The organism is bacterium (genome assembly GCA_036382775.1).
Taxonomy (GTDB): Bacteria; Hydrothermota; Tepidihabitantia; order SM23-42; family JAOAFX01; genus DASVHD01.
In genome coordinates this window covers 1-18815 of sequence record DASVHD010000045.1, presented here as the reverse complement: position 1 = coordinate 18815, position 18815 = coordinate 1, and the positions used below count along the sequence as shown (strand labels likewise).

Annotated in this window: 12 protein-coding genes; 9 read left to right on the top strand and 3 right to left on the bottom strand. The window is 51.3% G+C overall.

Annotated elements, in window-relative coordinates; genetic code table 11:
• Positions 1 to 94: 94 nt before the first annotated feature.
• Positions 95 to 808 carry a hypothetical protein gene (locus tag VF399_11225; protein ID HEX7320912.1) on the top strand — a complete coding sequence of 238 codons (714 nt, stop codon included), beginning with the start codon at positions 95 to 97 and terminating at the stop codon, positions 806 to 808.
• Here the strand turns inward: VF399_11225 and VF399_11220 are convergent.
• On the bottom strand, positions 805 to 2037 hold the full coding sequence (locus VF399_11220; GenBank protein ID HEX7320911.1) for a GWxTD domain-containing protein: 1233 nt from the start codon (positions 2035 to 2037) through the stop codon (positions 805 to 807). The two genes, VF399_11225 and VF399_11220, sit on opposite strands and share 4 nt — an antisense overlap.
• Before the next feature lie 125 nt (positions 2038 to 2162).
• Between VF399_11220 and VF399_11215 the strand changes: the two genes are divergently transcribed.
• The 4 genes from VF399_11215 to VF399_11200 all read left to right on the top strand — a co-directional run bounded on the left by VF399_11215 (position 2163) and on the right by VF399_11200 (position 7516).
• Entirely contained in the window at positions 2163 to 3215 is a 1053-nt protein-coding gene (locus VF399_11215) for a hypothetical protein (protein HEX7320910.1), read from the top strand.
• A 2-nt stretch (positions 3216 to 3217) separates the two neighbouring features.
• Positions 3218 to 4546, top strand: a complete 1329-nt coding sequence (locus VF399_11210; protein ID HEX7320909.1) for a hypothetical protein — start codon at positions 3218 to 3220, stop codon at positions 4544 to 4546.
• A 261-nt stretch (positions 4547 to 4807) separates the two neighbouring features.
• On the top strand, positions 4808 to 4936 hold the full coding sequence (locus VF399_11205) for a hypothetical protein (GenBank protein HEX7320908.1): 129 nt from the start codon (positions 4808 to 4810) through the stop codon (positions 4934 to 4936).
• Between the two features lie 276 nt (positions 4937 to 5212).
• Positions 5213 to 7516 (top strand): YncE family protein, encoded by a 2304-nt coding sequence (locus tag VF399_11200; GenBank protein HEX7320907.1) that lies wholly within the window; start codon positions 5213 to 5215, stop codon positions 7514 to 7516.
• Between the two features lie 165 nt (positions 7517 to 7681).
• Here the strand turns inward: VF399_11200 and VF399_11195 are convergent, their stop codons facing one another.
• Together VF399_11195 and VF399_11190 are read right to left on the bottom strand one after the other, a co-directional pair.
• Positions 7682 to 9352: a formate--tetrahydrofolate ligase gene (locus VF399_11195; GenBank protein ID HEX7320906.1), complete on the bottom strand. Its 1671-nt coding sequence runs from the start codon at positions 9350 to 9352 to the stop codon at positions 7682 to 7684.
• 12 nt (positions 9353 to 9364) lie between these two features.
• Complete coding sequence (locus VF399_11190; protein HEX7320905.1) at positions 9365 to 11806, bottom strand: heavy metal translocating P-type ATPase; 2442 nt, start codon at positions 11804 to 11806, stop codon at positions 9365 to 9367.
• Positions 11807 to 11936: 130 nt separating this feature from the next.
• On the opposite strand from VF399_11190, the gene VF399_11185 reads away from it, so the two are divergent.
• The 4 genes from VF399_11185 to VF399_11170 all read left to right on the top strand — a co-directional run.
• On the top strand, positions 11937 to 14708 hold the full coding sequence (locus VF399_11185) for an adenylate/guanylate cyclase domain-containing protein (protein ID HEX7320904.1): 2772 nt from the start codon (positions 11937 to 11939) through the stop codon (positions 14706 to 14708).
• 52 nt (positions 14709 to 14760) lie between these two features.
• Complete coding sequence (metK, locus tag VF399_11180; protein ID HEX7320903.1) at positions 14761 to 15903, top strand: methionine adenosyltransferase; 1143 nt, start codon at positions 14761 to 14763, stop codon at positions 15901 to 15903.
• The gene (ahcY, locus tag VF399_11175) at positions 15903 to 17144 is read left to right on the top strand and encodes an adenosylhomocysteinase (protein HEX7320902.1); all 1242 of its coding nucleotides are present in this window, start codon (positions 15903 to 15905) and stop codon (positions 17142 to 17144) included. Before metK ends, ahcY begins: the two co-directional genes overlap by 1 nt.
• 156 nt (positions 17145 to 17300) lie before the next feature.
• Positions 17301 to 18815: hypothetical protein (locus VF399_11170; protein ID HEX7320901.1), on the top strand; the 1515-nt coding region annotated here is incomplete at its 3' end.

The window sequence follows — 18815 nt, the reverse complement described above, 5'->3', positions numbered from 1 at the left end:
GTTCCCATCCTGTCATTGCGAATCCCGTGCCACCTATGCGGGACGAAGCAATCTCATACTTGACATTGCACAACTAATTTTATATTCTGAATCAATGACCGAAATAAAACAACCGGGTATTTGTAACGGCTTCGATTATTTCGTGGTCGTCCGGGAAAAAACTACCGGCAAAGAAGTGGAAAGGATCCGCATCGATGAAACGACGCCGGGGAGTAAGCTGGATGACGAACTGCAGATCCTTCAGCAGTTGACCGTCAGGGTCATGGAAAGCCGTTATCGCCCTGACCGTTATGAAATACAGCAGATAAAAGAGCAAAAAGACAAAAATGCATTTTTTTCCATGACCGCCTCTCGCGGCTCGCTCCTGATCGTAAACCTGGGCGGCGTGATCGTTGGAATCATTTTGCTGTTGTTGCTGCTTTTCATACGGACGATCTTCACGCTCGGGCTTTTCATCATCGGAAGTTTTATTATCGCGCTTTACATGCTGGTTGATTATCTGATGTGGCACAAAAATGGCGTGCGGATGGTGACGGTCGATGGACAGGGCATCGCCCTGCGACGCGGTGAAGCCCTTATCTCAAGCCGGATCCTGAAAGAACAGGTCAGCCAGGTGAACGTTTACTATAAGCTCAACCGCGCGCAGATCGTGATCTTCACGGGCGGCACGCCGGAAAAAGTCGCGCCCGGCGTCACGCTCTTCACCGGACCGCGGGTCCGTCTGACGAACGACGCGTTCGCCGATCGCGATTTTGACGAATTTATCAAGACACTGAAAGGGTTAGGATATCCCGTAAAAAATAGTTAGCGCGTTTTATCCCACTCTTCGTCTTCAGGCGTGCGCTCTGCTTTAAAGGTCCCCGGTGCGATATCCCTCAAGACGCTTTCTTCATCGTAACTTTCACCGCTTTTTAAGACCTTGATCAGGAGCGGATTACCGTCCTGTTTTTTATCGCAAAAGAGCGCCGAAAATCCCAGCGCGTAATAATGCCACAATTCTAGCGGTCTTGCCCAGTTCAGCATGGGCATTGATTCAATTTCATCCGGCGGTCCTTTTAATATATAGAACCGGCCCCGGTAACTATCTTTCCCCTGGCATCTTGAGGTCGAAAATTTTTCGTCGGCCAATAGCATTCTCTGCTCAAAAAGATGATAATCGTTCTTCAGCCAGAACTTAACGAGATAGCCGGCTTTCTCTTTTTCATCCAGTTTGCTGAATTTTTTGTATTCAGCGTCTGAAACGAGATACTGGATCTCATGGCAGTACGCCATGTTTTTCAAAACCAGCGAATCCGGACCCGGTCTGACCACAAACGGCGCGCTTCTATTGAGTTTTTGATCCTGTGCCGGATCAATGATAGTCAAGCTAAGCTCAAAATCACCGTTGTCCAGATCCCGCAAAGGAACATTCAACGTGTCGACCTGATTATAGGCATATTTGGTCCGTTTCACGCTTTTTCCGCAGATTGATCTGTCGTCACGGTCAATTATCTCATATATGACTTCGTAAAACAGGCTGTCGGGCACAAGCCCGTAGATTTCCATGTAAGAAACAAGCGTATCGGTAAAAGTGTACTCTGGCGCGACCATGGGGATAAATTCATGACCACTGCTGGAAGGCCTGGAACCTGCAAGATTTTTCTTAGAAAGAATAATATCGCTGGCACTAAAAACTACGGTGTCGGATTCCACCATGATAGTGTCTTCTTTTGTTGCCGTGCTATCCCCGGCGGTGATTTCCAACCGATAGGTGAACGTTCCGGGGAAGAGGTGTAGCTGCACAAAATCAAGAATGTAACTGCCGGCGCCAAGGCCGGCGGTGCTGGCGACTTTTCTGCCTTCTCGGACGATCGAATCCTGATTTGTCACTGATCGTACCACGAAACGGTATGAATAACTCTTGAAAGCCGTATCCTGTCCAGTGGCTGTGCGAATGGCAGCCAGGTCGATCTGGTACCAGCATTCCACCTGGTTCTGTCCGAACCGATAACAATCGACTTCAAGGGGCAAAACCTGAAAAAGCATTAACGCCAGCATGGGTTTTCCTTCTTAACAAGGATAACGATTGTCCGGGGAATGTCAAGTGACATTGATCTGCACGGAGTGTTGACAAACAATCATAATTCAATATCCTAGGCTTAGCCATAGAATAAAAAGGTACCATGCGATCTTTCATGTTATTCTTCATGACCGCGGCGTTGTCCGCAGGCCTGGCACAAAGCCTGAATAACCCGGCTGATTCCGTATTGCTGCAATTATTCCCGGCGGCATCATCATCGCAGAAAGAGAAAGTTCATGGGGTATCCTACGCGGCATCCTGCGATGAGTATCACAGCCTGGCGTTCGCCGGTCTGGACAACCGCGTTGTCATATATGATATTTCAAGACCCGGTAAACCCCGCCAATTGTCGGAAAGCATAGTGGCCTCGGGCCTGATCCATGATCTGGATTGTTCTTCGTATATCCTTTGCGTTGCCTGCGGTGCCGGCGGATTCGAGATCTGGGATGTCAAGGATCCGGCAATTCCGCGTAAATTAAGCTCGCTCGCAATCCCGGGTTATGCCTATGCCGTTGATATGGCCAATATCCACGCCTATGTAGCGGCTGGAGATTCGGGGTTGATGATCATTGACATATCAGATCCTGCGGTCCCCGTGATGACCGGCCGTCATCGAACGCCGGGCCCGGCTTTGAGCGTCCGTGTCAAAGGGTATCAGGCATACATCGCGGATCATGATGCCGGGCTGCGGATCGTGAACGTGGCCGATCCAGGATCCCCTTGCGAAGTCGGTTTTTGTGATACGCCCGGTTATGCCCTCGATATCGATGTCGCAGGGTACTATGCCTATGTGGCGGACTATAAAGGTCTCTGCATCGTCGATGTCAGGGATATTTTCAAACCGGTAATGACCGGTTATTACAAAACGATCGGCATCGCCCGCGGTGTTTGCGTGCGCGTGCCATATGCTTATATTGCGGATCACGCCGCGGGCCTGCGCATCATAAATATCAATCGACCGGCGAACCTGGAAGAAGCGGGGTTCCATTACACCCCCGGTCGTGCCTGCGCGGTCAGTTTGGTCGATGTTTATGCATACATAGCCGGCGACAGCGGGCTTTTTGTTCAGAATATCTCAAGATCATCCAATCAAAAGCTGCTGCTGCTTCTTCCCGTGATCCTGTTTCTGTTCTGGATACCGGTATTGCTGCATTGAACATGGATAGTCCAAAGGCCGGTCGCATCATGATAAAGAGCCGTTGTATTAAAATTGTACTGCTGGCCGTGATCGTCGCGGGGTGCAGCCTTAGCTACATGCATCGCCTGGCCGCGCGGTATTATCGCCTGACCGATAAAGAGAAAAAAACGTTCCTTGGATTCAAGGCGACCGATTCCAGCCTGGCAGCGACGTACCTGGACCTGACATCAGCGAGCGAAAGAGCCTCGTTCTGTGACGCGTACTGGCAGGGTAACGAGGAGAAAAGAAGCGAATTCGAGGAACGGACTGACTTTGCCTTTCGGGAATTCGGCCGGTATGAACCCCTGAATGACGACCGGCTGCCGGTCTATATAAAATACGGGATGCCCACTGACCGGACCGTATACAACCAGCAGAAGATGATGATGAGCGCATCAAAAGAGATCGTAAAACCGGCCGAGATCTGGACCTACAAAAGTATTGGCATCGAATTCGATTTTGTCCAGGAATTCCGGGCATTTAAAAATATCGCGATGACCGAATTTGGGGAACAGGCAAAGATCAACTACCTGAATGAAGATACGACCGAAAGCAACATGACCGCAGAATCAACCGGGGTTTTAGATTTTGATCTGACATTCGGGCGGTTCATCCAGGAAAAAGGTTTGACTCGCGTAGAGCTGTACCTGAATATTGAAATCGCCGATACGTCACTGCTATTTCTCCAGGTGACCGAGGTTTATGACCGCCGCAATGATAGTCTGGTCTACGAATCACGAAGATCATTAAAGTCCGTTGGAGAAGGCGCGGGCATATATTATGATGAACTGAATTTATGGCTTGAGCCAAGACAGTATCGCGCTGTTTATCGCCTGTATGATCTAAAGAACCGTAAGGTGGGTAAAAAAGATCTTAATTTAAATCTCCTGGAATATGCCGAGGAGGCGAAAAAGATTAGCGACCTTGTACCCGCGATACTGATCGATAATTTCGCTACGGTTGAAAAATTCCGCAAGCCACCGGGCCGGTTCATCCCTCTGGCTAAAAATACGTTTTCTGTGCATAAACCCTTTTATCTGTATCATGAAGTCTATAATTTGGAGACCGATGATAGTCTGCACCAGCTGCGGACCACCTATGAAGTGTATAATAAGGTCAAAATGAAAAAGGAGATCGTTGATGTCATGATCCAGGAAGAGATCGGAAAGGGGCGGACCGCCTACCTGACCACAAAATATCACCCCATGGACCTGCCCGCGGGAAAATACATGATAATTTCCCACGACACGGATATCATGGCCCGCAAGGAATGCGCGGCAATTTTTGAATTCGAGCTGACGGGCAAGTAGCTGCGATCAGGATACCCAAAAAACGATTTTTGATCCGTTGTTATTAATGTACTCCTGGGGTCAAATCTCAACATTATAACAATTAAGTTTATATACTGTTACAGAATTACTAATCGCAGTATGTTATATTGTTGAGATTTGACCCCACTTTTGCGCGGGCGGCGTAATCATTGGGATCATTTTATTGCTGTTGCTGCTTTTCATACGGACGATCTTCACGCTCGGGCTGTTCATAATCGGCAGCATTTTTATCGGCTTTACATGCTGGTTGATTACATGCTGTGGCAGAAAAACGTGATCCGTTCGGTGACGGTAGATGCCCAGGGCATAACCCTGCGCCGGGGCAAAGATCTTGTCAGCACCCGGATCTTAAAGGGGCAGGTTAATTAGATCAACGTTTATACCAAGCTCAACCGGGTGCAAGTGATCATCTTCACAGGCGGCGCGCCGGAAAAGGTCGCGCCCGGGGTCACGCTCTTCACCGGTCCGCGCGTACGCTGACCGGGATTTTAACGAATTCATTGAAACGTTGACCGATCTCGGGTATCTAGTAAAAAGCTGATCATCAAGGCAGGGTCAACCTGCATAACACCGCGTAGTGGCCTAACAGTCCTCAGGAATGCCTTGACATCGGAATCGTTTGGTATACAATTTACTAGAGGGTTTATGAATACGACAAAATTTTATATAGGTATATTCTTTATATTCATAAGTGTAACCAGTGCTCAGTGGCTGGAAACAACGATTTGTGTGCCCGATTCCTATTGCGGACTACAGGGACCATACTCCCTTGCCTATAATGACATAAATAATACGATATATGTCGGTGGTAAATATTATGTGATTGCAATTGATGGTGCAACCGATAAGGGGATTGCCAGGATAGCATCTGACACTGGTTATTATGTTTGCGCATTGATCCATAATTCTATAGATAATAAAGTTTATTGCACTCGCATAAGCAACCATGATGTCATGGTCATTGATGGTGCAACTAATTCTTTGATCACCACTGTGTCAGTAGGAGGTTATCCATATGCGTTAACTCACAATCGCACCAATAATAAAATATATTGTACCAATCAATGGAGTGATAATATCACAATAATTGATGGCGCTACCAATAATGTTATCAGATGGGTTGCAGTCGGGACCGCACCAAGGGCTCTGGCATATAATTCAACTAATAATAGAGTTTATAACACAAATTATTTAAGTGATGATATCACTGTGATTGATGGCGCGTCCGATTCGGTCATCGTGACAATTTCGGCAGGAACATGGCCGTCTGCGCTGGTTTACAACCCGATTAATAATAAGATCTATTGCACCAATGAAGGAAGTGGTGATATCACCGTAATCGATGGCGCGACCAATGCGGTCATCACCACGGTCCCTGTTGGATCTGGTCCGCATGCCCTGGCGTACAATTCAACTAATAGCAAAATTTACTGTGCAAATACGGGGAGTAATAATGTAACCGTGATCGATGGTGCAACCAACGGAATCATCGCAACGATCCCTGTGGGTTCCAATCCATGTGAACTGATCTACAATTCAACCAATAACAAAATTTACTGCGCTAATAGCAACAGCCAGAGTGTGACCGTGATTGATGGTGCAAGCAATAATGTCATCGCTACAGTCGCCCTTGGATATAATCCCTTGGCTTTAGTTTACAATCCAGCGAATATGAAAGTATTTTGCGGGAACTGGGGCAGCGATAATGTTATGGTCATCGATGGTGTCAATAATGTTGTGACAGCAACGATTGCTTTGGGGCAATCTATGCCCTGCGCTTTGGCATATAATACATACAATAATAAGATTTATTGCGCTAATCGGAGGCGCAATAATACAACGATTATTAACGGAGCAACTAATTCGGTTATCACTTCGGTTCCGGTCGGTGATTTTCCCGTGGCTTTGGCTTACAATTCCAATAACAATGCAATTTATTGCGCCAACGAGGAAAGTAATAACGTAACCGTGATCGACGGCGTGGCTGATAGCGTTATTACGACAATCGATATTAGATACAGTCCAACATCCTTGCTGCACAATCCAATCAACAATAAAGTTTATTGCGCAAACAGCGATAATGACAATATCACGATAATCGACGGCGCCACTAATGATATTATCATAACCATCACCGTTGGTGATGGCCCTCGTGCATTTGTTTTTAATCCAACCAACAATAAGGTTTACTGTGCTAATAGCGGTGACAACAATATAACAGTATTTGACGGCAATACCGATTCAGTGATAAACTTGATCACTGTTGATAACTGCCCTGTTTCAATGGCCTTCAATCCGATCAATAATAAGATCTATTGTGTTAATTGGCTGGGCACGAATGTAACGATCATTGATGGAGAGACAGATGTGGTAATTACCACGATTGCAGTTGGCATACAACCTCGTGCCATAATTTACAATCCAAACAGCAATAAAGTCTATTGCGCTAATGAGCTCAGTTATAGCGTAACCATAATCGATGGCGAAGGAGATTCTATTATAACTACCAAGTTTGTTGGGGAATACCCTGAGGCGCTGATCCATGATCCTAATAACAACAAAATCTACTGCGCTAACTATGCGGATGATTACGTTTCAATTATTAATGGTGTCAGTAACGGCATAATCGGATATATTAATGTGGGGAGCGGTCCCCGGGTTTTCGCCTGGAATCCGATTCAAAACCGCGTTTACGCAGCTAATTATTACAGTTCAAGCGTATCGATCTTGAAGGATGTGGTTGGGATAGTGGAAAATAATTCCAATTTCATAAAAATCAGCAAATCTGGTGCTACGATCGTTAGCGATTTTCTGCGATTACCAAAGGATAAAAAGTACAAGGTTTTTAACATCATCGGTCAGGTTGTCATGTCAGAGCAGATAAAACCAGGGATTTATTTCATAGAAGTAGATGGAAATATTGTACACAAAGCAGTAAAAGTTAGATAGAAATCTGTTAGACATTATCGTAGTAATAGAACAAGGGGAGTGATTTTTAGTCACTCCCCTTGGGTACTCCTGGGATCAAATCTCAACATTATAACAATTAAGTTTTTACACTGTTATAGAATTACTAATTGCGGCATGTTATATTGTTGAGATTTGACCCCACATTTACGACAGGCCGGTGATTTTGCCGGCCGCGTCGATATCGATCCGAACGGCGTTGGGGGCCTTGGCCAGGCCCGGCATAAGCATGATCTCACCCGCGTGCGGCACCAAAAACCCGGCGCCCGCCGAGATCGTTACGTCGGTGATGGCAATCTTGAAGTTTTCCGGACGCCCGTAGACCGTTGGATCATCGCTCAGCGAGCGGTTGGTCTTGGCAATGCACACGGCGAGGTTGTTAAACCCTGATTTTTCTATCTTTTTCAGGTCTTTCTCGGCCTTGGGAGTGTAGATGACGCGGTTCGCGCCGTAAATTTCAGTCGCGATCTTCTCGATCTTTTGTTCGACCGGGTCCTCCAAATCATATATCGTCTGCTGCGTACTTTTTTCACCGGCCATCACCGCGGTCACGGCATCAGCCAGTTCCAAAGCGCCCTCTGCCCCCAAATCAAAGGAGCGGACTTCAGCACACGGGACCTTCTGTCCCGTGCAGAAATTTCTTACTTCTGCGATCTCATCTGCCGTATCGCCTTCGAACACGTTTATCGCTACAATGGCCGGGATGCCGAATTTTTTCACATTCTCGATATGCTTGGCGAGGTTGGCAAATCCTTTCTTCAAATTTTCCATCGTGCCTGCCTTCAAATCCTTTTCCGGAGCTCCGCCATGGAGTTTCAACGCCCTTACGGTTGCCACGATGACCGCGGCGTCCACGGTGAACCCGGCAGTCCGGCACACGATATCAACGAACTTTTCCGCTCCTAAGTCCGATCCAAAACCGGCTTCAGTAACCACGTAGTCGGACAGTTTCAATGCCATTTTCGTCGCAACAATGCTGCTGGTGCCGTGGGCGATGTTGGCGAACGGCCCGGCATGGATGAATGCCGGCGTGTGCGCTATCGTCTGGACCAGGTTGGGCTTGATGGCGTCCTTGAGCAGAACCGCCATGGAACCGCAGGCATTCAGATCGCAGGCTGCGACCGGCTTGCCGGCCATGTCAAAGGCGACCAGCATCCTGCCCAGCCGCTCCTTGAGTTCGGCAAGCGAACCGGACAGCGCCAGGATCGCCATAACTTCGCTCGCCGCAGTAATGATAAAACCTTCCTCCCGGGCCGGCCCGTTCGGCTTGCCGCCAAGACCGACTACGATATTGCGCAGGGCACGGTCGTTCATATCCATGGTCCGTTTCAACATGATCTCGCGCTCGTCGACGTTCAGAGCGTTGCCAAAATGGATATGGTTGTCAAGCAGTGCCGCCAGCAGGTTGTGCGCCGCGGCCACCGCGTGGATATCGCCCGTGAAATGGAGGTTGATATCCTCCATGGGCAGGACCTGGGCATACCCGCCGCCGGCTGCCCCGCCCTTGATCCCGAAGACCGGTCCCAGCGACGGTTGGCGTATCGCCACGATCGAGCTTTTGCCGCGATTATTCAGGGCCATGCTCAGTCCTATCGAGACCGTGGTCTTTCCTTCGCCGTACGCGGTCGGCGTGATCGCCGTTACCAGGATGAGCTTGCCGTCCGGACGCTGTTTGATCGCGTCAAAAAACCGCAACGATATTTTCGCCTTATAATTACCGTTGGGCAACACAAAATCGTCGTTTATTCCCAGTTTCGCAGTCAATTCTCGGATCGGCAAGAGCTTGGTCTGCTGCGCGATCTCAATATCTGGTTTCATTATCACATCCTTTCATAACCGGACCCGGCGCAGGCTGATGGAATTGGTCACCACGTTGATCGAACTGAACGCCATGGCGATCTCGGCGATGAGCGGATGCATCATGCCGAGCATGGCGAGCGGTACCGCGATGACGTTGTAGAACAGCGCCCAGAACAAGTTCTGTTTTATTTTCTTAAAAGTAGCGCGCGACAGCTTAATCGCTGTGACCACGGCCGTCAGGCTACCCCTGACCAGCGTCACGTCCGACGATTCGATAGCGATATCGGTCCCGGTGCCGATGGCAATGCCGACGTTCGCCTGCTTCAGGGCGGGCGCATCGTTAATACCATCGCCGACCATCGCTACCAACCCCAATTCCTTCTGCAGCCTTTCGATCTCCATTTGTTTGTCGCCGGGCAGGACATTGGCGACCACGCGTTCGATCCCGACCTTGGCCGCGATCGCCCTGCCGGTCAGCTCGTTGTCGCCGGTCAGCATCACCAGTTCGATACCCATCGCTTTCAGCGCCGACAACGCAGCGGCTGAATCATCCTTGATCGTATCGGCGACGCCGATAATACCGGCCAATTTTCCCCCGACCGCCACGAGGACCGCGGTTTTTGCTTCCTGCTCGAGCGCCAATGCCTTTTTATGGAACAAACCTTGATCTATTCTCATTTCCTCCATGAATTTGCCGCCGCCGATAACGACTTCCTTACCCCGCACGATACCGCTGGCGCCTTTCCCTGAATGCGCCGCGAAATGTCCGGGTGGATCGAACCGGATGCCGTGCACGCGTGCCCATTCGACGATCGCGCTTGCCAGCGGGTGTTCAGAACCCGACTCCAGCGCAGCGGCATAGGCAAGAACATCATTTTCGGTCATCCCCTCGCCCGTGCTGATGATATCGGTCACCTCGGGCCGGCCTTTCGTTATCGTGCCGGTCTTGTCAAATACAACCGCCTTAATGTCCTTCAATGTCTGGACCGCTTCGCCCGAGCGGAACAAGATGCCTTTCTCGGCGCCGATCCCGGTACCGACCATCAGGGCGGTCGGTGTTGCTAAACCCAGCGCGCAGGGACAAGCGATGACCAGGACCGCGACGGCGGCGAACACGGCCAGGGACAAAGGATTAAGCTGCGGGTTGACCCAGGGCAAAAAATACCGAGCCCAGAACAGGACCGGCCGTAGATGCTGTCCCCCGAAGACCCACACGGCGAACACGAGCAGTGCCAAGGCGAGAATGACCGGCACGAACCGAGCCGTGACCTGGTCGGCGAATGCCTGGATCGGGATCTTGGTGCCCTGACATTCCTCGACCAGTTTGATCACCTGCGCGAGGAATGTGTCTTTGCCGACCTTGGTCGCCTTGATCGACAACAACCCCTGCTGGTTCAGGGTCGCGCCGATAACTTGATCCCCAACACCCTTTTTCACGGGCATGGACTCGCCGGTCGCCATCGACTCGTCAACGCTGGATTCACCATTAGCGACCACGCCGTCCGTCGGTATCTTTTCCCCGGGTTTCACGATCATGACGTCGCCGATCTTGAGCTGGGCGACCGGGACCTCTTTTTCCTGCCCCTCGCTTTGGATCCTCGCGGTCTTGGCGCCCAGCTGGACGAGGCGCTGGATCGCCTGGGATGCCCGTCCCCTGGACACGGTCTCGATATAGCGTCCGGTCAGGTGAAACGCCATGATCATACCGGAGATCCCGGCGTAGTTCTCGATCGGCACGTGAAAAATACGCAAGACGCCGGTCGCAAGAGCGGTTACCGTGCCCATGCCGATCAACACATCCATCGAAGCCGCGCCATTGCGAAGCGCGTTCACCGCAGAACGCAGCGTCGCAAAACCTGGTACCGCGACCACCAGGGCTCCAAGAACCAGCATGATCATGTCCATGCCATGGATCATCACGCCAAAACCCATCTCCAGCAGCATCAACACAATGATCGGCAGCGTTATGGCCCAGGCCGTGATAAGTCTTGCTTTCGCTTTCCGCCATTCGCTTGCCGAGCGGTCCTCTCCGGCCTCATGTTCTTCAGGTACGTCATACCCGACATCCTTGATCGCTTTCTTGATATCCGTCAACGTGGTGATCTTCTTGTCGTATTCGATGACGGCCTTTTCAGCCGCGAAATTGACCGCGACATTAGCGACTCCGGGGAGGCTATTGATGGTCTTTTCAATGGTCAGCACGCAGCTCGCGCACGACATGCCTGATACCGGCATTATGACGGTCTCGGTTCTTCCCGGGATCTTCTTCACCAGACTTTCATCCAGGATCAGCTTGGGCTTTGCGAGGAACCTTTCCGGATCCGCCTTGAAACGGTCCAGGCAGTTCTGGTTGCAAAAATGATAGGTAACACCATGATACTCGTAGCGCCCGGCTTCGTCTGCTTCTGTTATCTCCATTCCGCAAACCGGATCGCGATGCAAGACCGGCTTATCTGGCTTGGCGTCAATCATACGCTATTATAAACGTAAAAAAAATCATGTCAATCTATCAAAGTGAAATCGAAGATTTCTGGGCTTTTCCAGAAATCTCTCTCAGCGTTTCATTGACAATAACATAATTATTACTATAATATGACCCTCTATGACCAAGAAAGACACGATCACAAATGACGTGCTAATAAATGCCATCGCGAGCTATCTACCCCGCATCCTGGTCACCCAGGCTGATAAAGACGAACTCAAAATGGGCAAGAAGATCCAGGCCGCGGTCCTGATGGCCGACATATCGGGGTTCACGGCTTTTTCCGAGAAACTCAAGGGCATGGGCCGTCAGGGTTCCGAGGAAGTCACCAAGGTGGTCAATAGTTATTTTGCACCCTTTCTAAGCATAATTTTCAAATATGGCGGCGACCTGATAAATTTTTCCGGCGACGCGATGAATGTCATATTCACGGCTGACCGCAATGCCAGTTCCAAGGAAATGAGGGCGTTGGCAGCGGTTCAGGAAATGCACCGGATCATCGAAAGCTTTGGCGAGATCCACACGCTGGTCGGCGTGTTCAATCTCGGACTGCACGTCGGCCTGCACTGCGGTGAGATCATCCTGCTCGAGCTCGGCGATGGATCGATCGGGCATAAACTCGCGATGCTCGGTCCGATCCTCAACCGCGTTTACGAACTTACCGAGGAAGCGGAATCCGGTGAGACTTTTGTCAGCGACGAATTCCTGAAAGAGGCAGGGTCGGGGATATCGGCAATAAGGAAAAAAGCAGGGATGCACCTTGTCAAGCATCCGCGGAAAACGGCCACCGGCATCAAAACAGCACCGGTTCAAGATGTCCTGCAGTCCTTGACCTCCGAAAGCGCCCGCCTCGATCACCTTGCCCTGTACCTGCCGCACGGTCTGATCAATAAAATCAAGGCCGACCCAACCCTGTCGCGGATCAGCGGTGAGCACCGGCATGCGGCCACGATATTTTTGAATATCTCGGGGCTGGATTATTACCAGGATCCTTCGGCCACTGGCAAATTGCGGGCGTTCTTCGCGCGTCTGCAGCAGATCGTCAAGAAGTACGACGGCATAATCGCTAAGATCGATTTCAGCACCACAGGGGAGCGCCTGATGGTCGTGTACGGAGCCCCCGTCGCTCACGAGGATGACGAACAGCGCGCCGTCAATACCGCGCTCGAGATCCTGCCTGTGGCCGAACCGTATAAGATCTCCCTGCGGATCGGCATCAACAGCGGGTCGGTCTTCGCCGGCGACGTCGGTTCGAGCAAGCGCCGCGAATACACGGTCATGGGCGATGAGGTCAATCTGGCGGCCAGGCTCATGGATCTTGCGCGTACGCAGGAGATCACCATCAGTGACAGCGTGCGTTCCCGGGTCCGCGGATATTTTGAGCTCACGCCGGTAAAACCGGTCCGCGTGAAAGGCAAAGAACTGACGGTCAACACGTCGATGGTCCTTAAGAAGATCGCCCGGGCCGAGGCCAAAACCTCATGGCTCAGCCATAGCGAGGCGATCGTGGGACGGCATGAAGAAAGAAAGCTCATCGACAGCACCATCGCCGCGGTCCGGGACCGAAGCGGACGCATTTTATCGATCGTCGGCGAAGCCGGCATCGGTAAATCGCGCCTGGTGCGCGAAGTGTTCCAATCCTGCAGCCAGCGCGGCTTCAAGATCTTCGTCGGCAACTGCGAATCTTTCGGTAAGGATATGTCGTACTATCCCCTGCAGGCCGTACTGGCGGATTATTTCGGCTTTGACAAGAATGATACGCGCGAGCTCCGCGTCGAAAAGATCTCGAATATAATGACCGGCATCGACCCATCGCTCAGAGAGTGGACGCCTATAATCGGCGAAAATATCGGCGTGACCATCGACGAAACGCCCTTCACCAGATCCCTCGATGCCAAGTTGCGCCAGCAGAGGTTTTTTGACCTGACGGTCGACCTTCTCACAAGCGAAACGAAGAAGCAACCGGTGGCGGTCATTATCGAAGACATTCACTGGGCCGATAACGCTTCGCTCTTGCTTATCAATTATCTGGCGCGTAATATCAAAGAGCACGCGGTACTCCTGTGCTGCGCGTACCGTCCGTTTGATACACCCCTGGCTTTCACCGAGCATGAATTCCACACCGAGATGAAACTCGCCGAATTCTCGAGCGACATCACTGCCGACCTGGTCAAATCGCTCCTTGATATCACCGAGGTCCCGACCGCTTTACTGCAGTTCATGGCAGACCGGACCCACGGCAATCCCCTGTTCATCGAGGAAATGACGAAAGTGCTGATCGAAAACGACGTTTTGAGCATCGAGGAAAGCAAGCTGAAGGTCCAGGAAGACCTCTCGCGGATCTCGGTGCCGGACCGCCTGGAAAGCCTGATCATGAGCAGGATCGACAATCTGGGTGAGGATATCAAAAACACCATCCAGTATGCCTCGGTGATCGGGAAAGAATTCACCGGCGACACGATCCAGTCCATATTCCCCAACCCGGAAATCCTCCAGCAAAGCCTGCGCGCTTTGAACGAGCATGATCTCCTGATCCCGACAAAAGAAGGCTATGGCTTCAAGCATGTCATTACCCAGGAAGTGGCGTACGAAAGCCTGTCTTTTGACACCCGCAAGATGCTCCATCGGACCATCGGTGATTATATCGAAGAAAAAGTGCAGGCAGACCCGGAATCGTCCTTTGCCATCCTGGCGCACCATTTTTACAAGGGCGAAGCCTGGGAAAAGGCTTTCAGCTATTCGATCGAGGCCGGCGATCGCGCCAAGAAAAGCTACGCTAATCTGGAAGCGCTGGCGCATTATGACCGATCCCTCGAGATTCTGGACCGCATGGACAAGGCCGGTATGCTCCCCGATCTCATGAAGAAAGTATTAGCGGAGATCAAATCTTGATTTTTTCCCGTAAATCCATATAATTAATGACAATTATCGTGTAAGGAGGCAAATGGGACGCCATTTCATAACATCGGAATCCGTGACTGAAGGGCATCCGGACAAGATCTGCGACCAGAGCGCCGATTCGATCCTCGATGCCATACTTGAAAAAGATCCTTTTGGACGGGTCGCGTGCGAAGCGCTTACTACCCGTGGTATGATCTTTGTCGCCGGCGAGATCTCGACCGCGTGCTACGTCGACATAGCGGACACTATCCGTGCCTTGCTGTTTGAGATCGGCTATACGGACACTGACATGGGCATCGATGCCCACACGTGCGCGATCATATCCGCGATCCAGGAACAGTCGCATGATATCGCGATGGGCGTGAATATCGGCGGCGCGGGCGACCAGGGCATGATGTTTGGCTATGCCGTGAATGAAACCAAGGAACTTATGCCCCTCCCCGTCATGCTGGCGCATAAGATCGTACGCAGGCTGGCTGAGGTCAGGAAGACGAATGTCGTCAATTATCTGCGCCCCGACGGCAAAGCGCAGGTTACGGTCGAGTACGACGGGCATACACCGGTACGCGTGGACACGGTCGTGCTTTCTGCTCAACACCATCCCGACGTCAAGAACGAAAAACTCCACGCAGAGTTGAAAAAGATCATCATCGACGAGATCATCCCTCAGAAGTTCATCGATGACAAGACAAAAATATTCATTAATCCGACCGGCCGGTTCGTGATCGGCGGGCCTCAGGGAGATACCGGTGTCACCGGCCGTAAGATCATAGTCGACACCTACGGCGGGGCCGGACGCAACGGCGGGGGCTGTTTCTCCGGCAAGGACCCGACCAAGGTCGACCGCTCGGCGGCATACATGGCGCGTTACGTGGCGAAAAACCTGGTAGCCGCGGGCGTCTGCGCCAAGATCGAGGTGGCGCTCGCCTATTCCATCGGCGTCGCCGAACCGGTGGCGATCAATGTCGATACCCACGGCACCAATAAGATCAATGAAGACAAGATCGCCGGCATCTTGAAAAAACTTTTCGACTTCACGCCGCAGGGTATCATCGACAAGCTGAACCTGCGCCGGCCGATCTATAAAAAGACCGCCTGTTACGGCCATTTCGGCCGCGAAGAAGAGGGCTTTACCTGGGAGATCTGCGATATGGCCGATGCGATAAAACGGGAAGCGGGTCTATGATGAAATACAACATTAAGAACAAATCCCTGGCTTCTGAAGGATTGAAACGGATTGAATGGGCCGAGTCCAAAATGCCGGTCCTGCGTTTGATCCGCGAGCGCTTCAAAAAAGAGCGTCCCTTGAAGAATAAACGGATCGGCTGCTGCCTCCATGTCACGACCGAGACCGCGAACCTTATCATCACTCTGCGCGCCGGCGGCGCCGATGTCTACCTAACCGCGTCCAATCCCCTGTCGACCCAGGACGACGTGGCGGCAGCGCTGGCAATACAGGGTATCGGAGTTTTTGCGGTCAAGGGTGAATCTCGCAGCCACTACTACGCGAACATGGCGCAGGTTATGAATCGGCGGCCCCATATACTTATTGACGACGGCGCCGACCTGATCTCGACCGTCCACAAGAAAAGATTGCCCGGCGTCGTCGGCGGCACCGAGGAAACGACCACCGGCGTGATCAGGCTAAAACAGATGGAAGCGGACAAAGTCCTGCAGTTCCCGATCGTCGCGGTCAACGATTCCCTGACCAAGCACCTGTTCGACAACCGGTACGGCACGGGCCAGTCGACCATTGACGGTATCCTGCGCGCGACCAATATCCTGATCAGCGGGTGCAACTTCGTCGTGGCCGGTTACGGCTGGTGTGGCCGCGGCCTGGCGATGAGGGCCAAGGGGCATGGCGCCACTGTCATGGTCACTGAGGTCGATCCGGTAAAAGCCCTGGAAGCAAGGATGGATGGCTACCTGGTCATGCCCATGGCCGAGGCAGCAAGGACCGGCGACGTGTTCGTCACGGTCACGGGCGACATCAACGTAATCAGAAAAGACCACATGCTGAAAATGAAGGACGGCGCCATAATCAGCAACTCGGGGCATTTCGACGTGGAGATCGACAAGGTCGGGCTCAAAAAGATATCCCGCAAGAAACGGTTGATCAGGACTTCCTGCGAAGAATACACGCTGAAGAATAAAAAACGCATTTACCTGCTGGCCGAAGGAAGGCTCGTGAACCTTGCCGCGGCCGAAGGCCACCCGGCAATGGTCATGGACATGTCGTTCGCGAACCAGGCGCTGGCCGCGGAATACCTTTTCAATAATCCTAAACTGAAAAAGCGTGTGCATTCCCTGCCCCCTGCCATCGACAACGAAATCGCCAGCCTTAAGCTGAAGTCCATGGGTATCAAGATCGACAAACTCACGCCCGAGCAGATCAAATACCTCTCGTCCTGGGAAATGGGAACGTGATAATGAATGCAGGGATGAAGATGTGAAGAGAAGCTGAGAAGCTAAGGAATTAAAGACAATAAAACCCCGCTGGATAACCGGCGGGGTTTTTCATTTACACAAACTTGACATGTAAGCCCATTTTGCTATTATATCACTAAGGTAGGGTGGTATCATATGATAATCCTGAGCAAACTGCAACCGCCGCAGATCAAGACAAAAACCCTGCGCCGCCGCAGGCTGGTCGAACTCCTCCGGAAAAACCTGGATAAAAAAATAATATTGCTGCAGGCCGGCGCCGGATACGGGAAAACCACTTTATTGTCGCATCTTCTAGCCGATCTGAAGCAGTCTTATGTCTTTTACCACCTGGAAAAAGAAGACGCTGATCCCGCGGTTTTCTTCAATTACCTCCTCGAAGGACTGGAAAGGATCTACCCTGGCAGCGGCAAGAAAACACGTTCCCTGCTGCATCTTTTCAATTATTCGACGCAGTATGTCACCCAGATCGTGACGGTATTCGCTAATGAACTCCAGGCCTTCGGCAACAGTGATCTTTTTTTCATCCTTGAGGACTTTCATCAGCTTGCGCCTCAGGATATAATCGACGAGATCATGACAAAACTTATCCGGTACATGCCGCCCAATGCCCATTTCATCATCACATCACGTACCAGACCGCCGTTTGCAAGCGCCCTGCTGCGCGCGCGCGATGAATTGTTCGAATTGGATACGGACCTTTTGAAATTTACCAAAGACGAGATCCGCGCCTTTTTCCAGGAGATCTATTCCCTGCCCGTAGACCCGAAGGACCTTGAATGGCTGTCTGAGCGATCCGAAGGCTGGCCCACAAACCTGCGGATGCTGATCCAGACATTCCAGCACAAAAATGTTCAGAGCGTGCGTTCATGGCTATCCCGCCTAAATCCTCGCTTCCAGATTGTCCAGGACAATATATTCGAGTTTCTCTCACAAGAAGTGTTTGAAAAGGAAACGCCTGCCGTCAAGCGATTTCTGATCGATTGTTCAGTGCTTGACTGGCTAAGTCCGGATCTCTGCGATCATGTAACCAAGAACAAGAACTCGAAGACAGTTCTGGCTGACCTGGCATCAAGGAATTCCTTTATCTTCAGTATCCCTGGCATAGGCTATCGCATGCACAACCTTTACCGCGATTTTCTGCGCGCCAAAGTGGACGATCCTCAAAGAACAAAGAAAATACTCCATGACGCAGGCGATATGTACCTGGGATCCGGGCGCAAGGAAGAAGCCATGAGGATGTACCTGCAGTCGGATGATCATGAGAAAGCCGCGGTGATTCTTGGAGAGATCGCTGGCCGTCTGATCGAACAGGGCAAGAACCTGGCCCTCTGTTCGTATATTGAACGAATACCCAGGAATTACTTTTTGAAAGATCATCAATTGATGAAGGAGTATGCGCAATCACTGGTTTATCTTGGCAGGCCCGGTGACGCGAAAAAATACCTGCGCCGGGCAATACGCATTCTGCCGGCACAGTCAAACCGCCGCCAGTCAGGCGACATGATGTACCGGCTCGCCGGCATATACCTTAATGACGGTGATCTCAAGAACGGACAGCGCTGGCTTCTGAAAGCCCTGTCGACCTGCCCCAAAGAGCCATCCCTGGTCAGGGCCTCGATCCTGGGTTCCCTGGGTTCGATGCACGTAGCA

Coding starts and splice junctions, on each gene's coding strand:
- VF399_11225 (HEX7320912.1), top strand. CDS start 95: ATGACCGAAATAAAACAACCGGGTATTTGTAACGGCTTCGATTATTTC.
- VF399_11220 (HEX7320911.1), bottom strand. CDS start 2,037: ATGCTGGCGTTAATGCTTTTTCAGGTTTTGCCCCTTGAAGTCGATTGT.
- VF399_11215 (HEX7320910.1), top strand. CDS start 2,163: ATGCGATCTTTCATGTTATTCTTCATGACCGCGGCGTTGTCCGCAGGC.
- VF399_11210 (HEX7320909.1), top strand. CDS start 3,218: ATGGATAGTCCAAAGGCCGGTCGCATCATGATAAAGAGCCGTTGTATT.
- VF399_11205 (HEX7320908.1), top strand. CDS start 4,808: ATGCTGGTTGATTACATGCTGTGGCAGAAAAACGTGATCCGTTCGGTG.
- VF399_11200 (HEX7320907.1), top strand. CDS start 5,213: ATGAATACGACAAAATTTTATATAGGTATATTCTTTATATTCATAAGT.
- VF399_11195 (HEX7320906.1), bottom strand. CDS start 9,352: ATGAAACCAGATATTGAGATCGCGCAGCAGACCAAGCTCTTGCCGATC.
- VF399_11190 (HEX7320905.1), bottom strand. CDS start 11,806: ATGATTGACGCCAAGCCAGATAAGCCGGTCTTGCATCGCGATCCGGTT.
- VF399_11185 (HEX7320904.1), top strand. CDS start 11,937: ATGACCAAGAAAGACACGATCACAAATGACGTGCTAATAAATGCCATC.
- metK (HEX7320903.1), top strand. CDS start 14,761: ATGGGACGCCATTTCATAACATCGGAATCCGTGACTGAAGGGCATCCG.
- ahcY (HEX7320902.1), top strand. CDS start 15,903: ATGAAATACAACATTAAGAACAAATCCCTGGCTTCTGAAGGATTGAAA.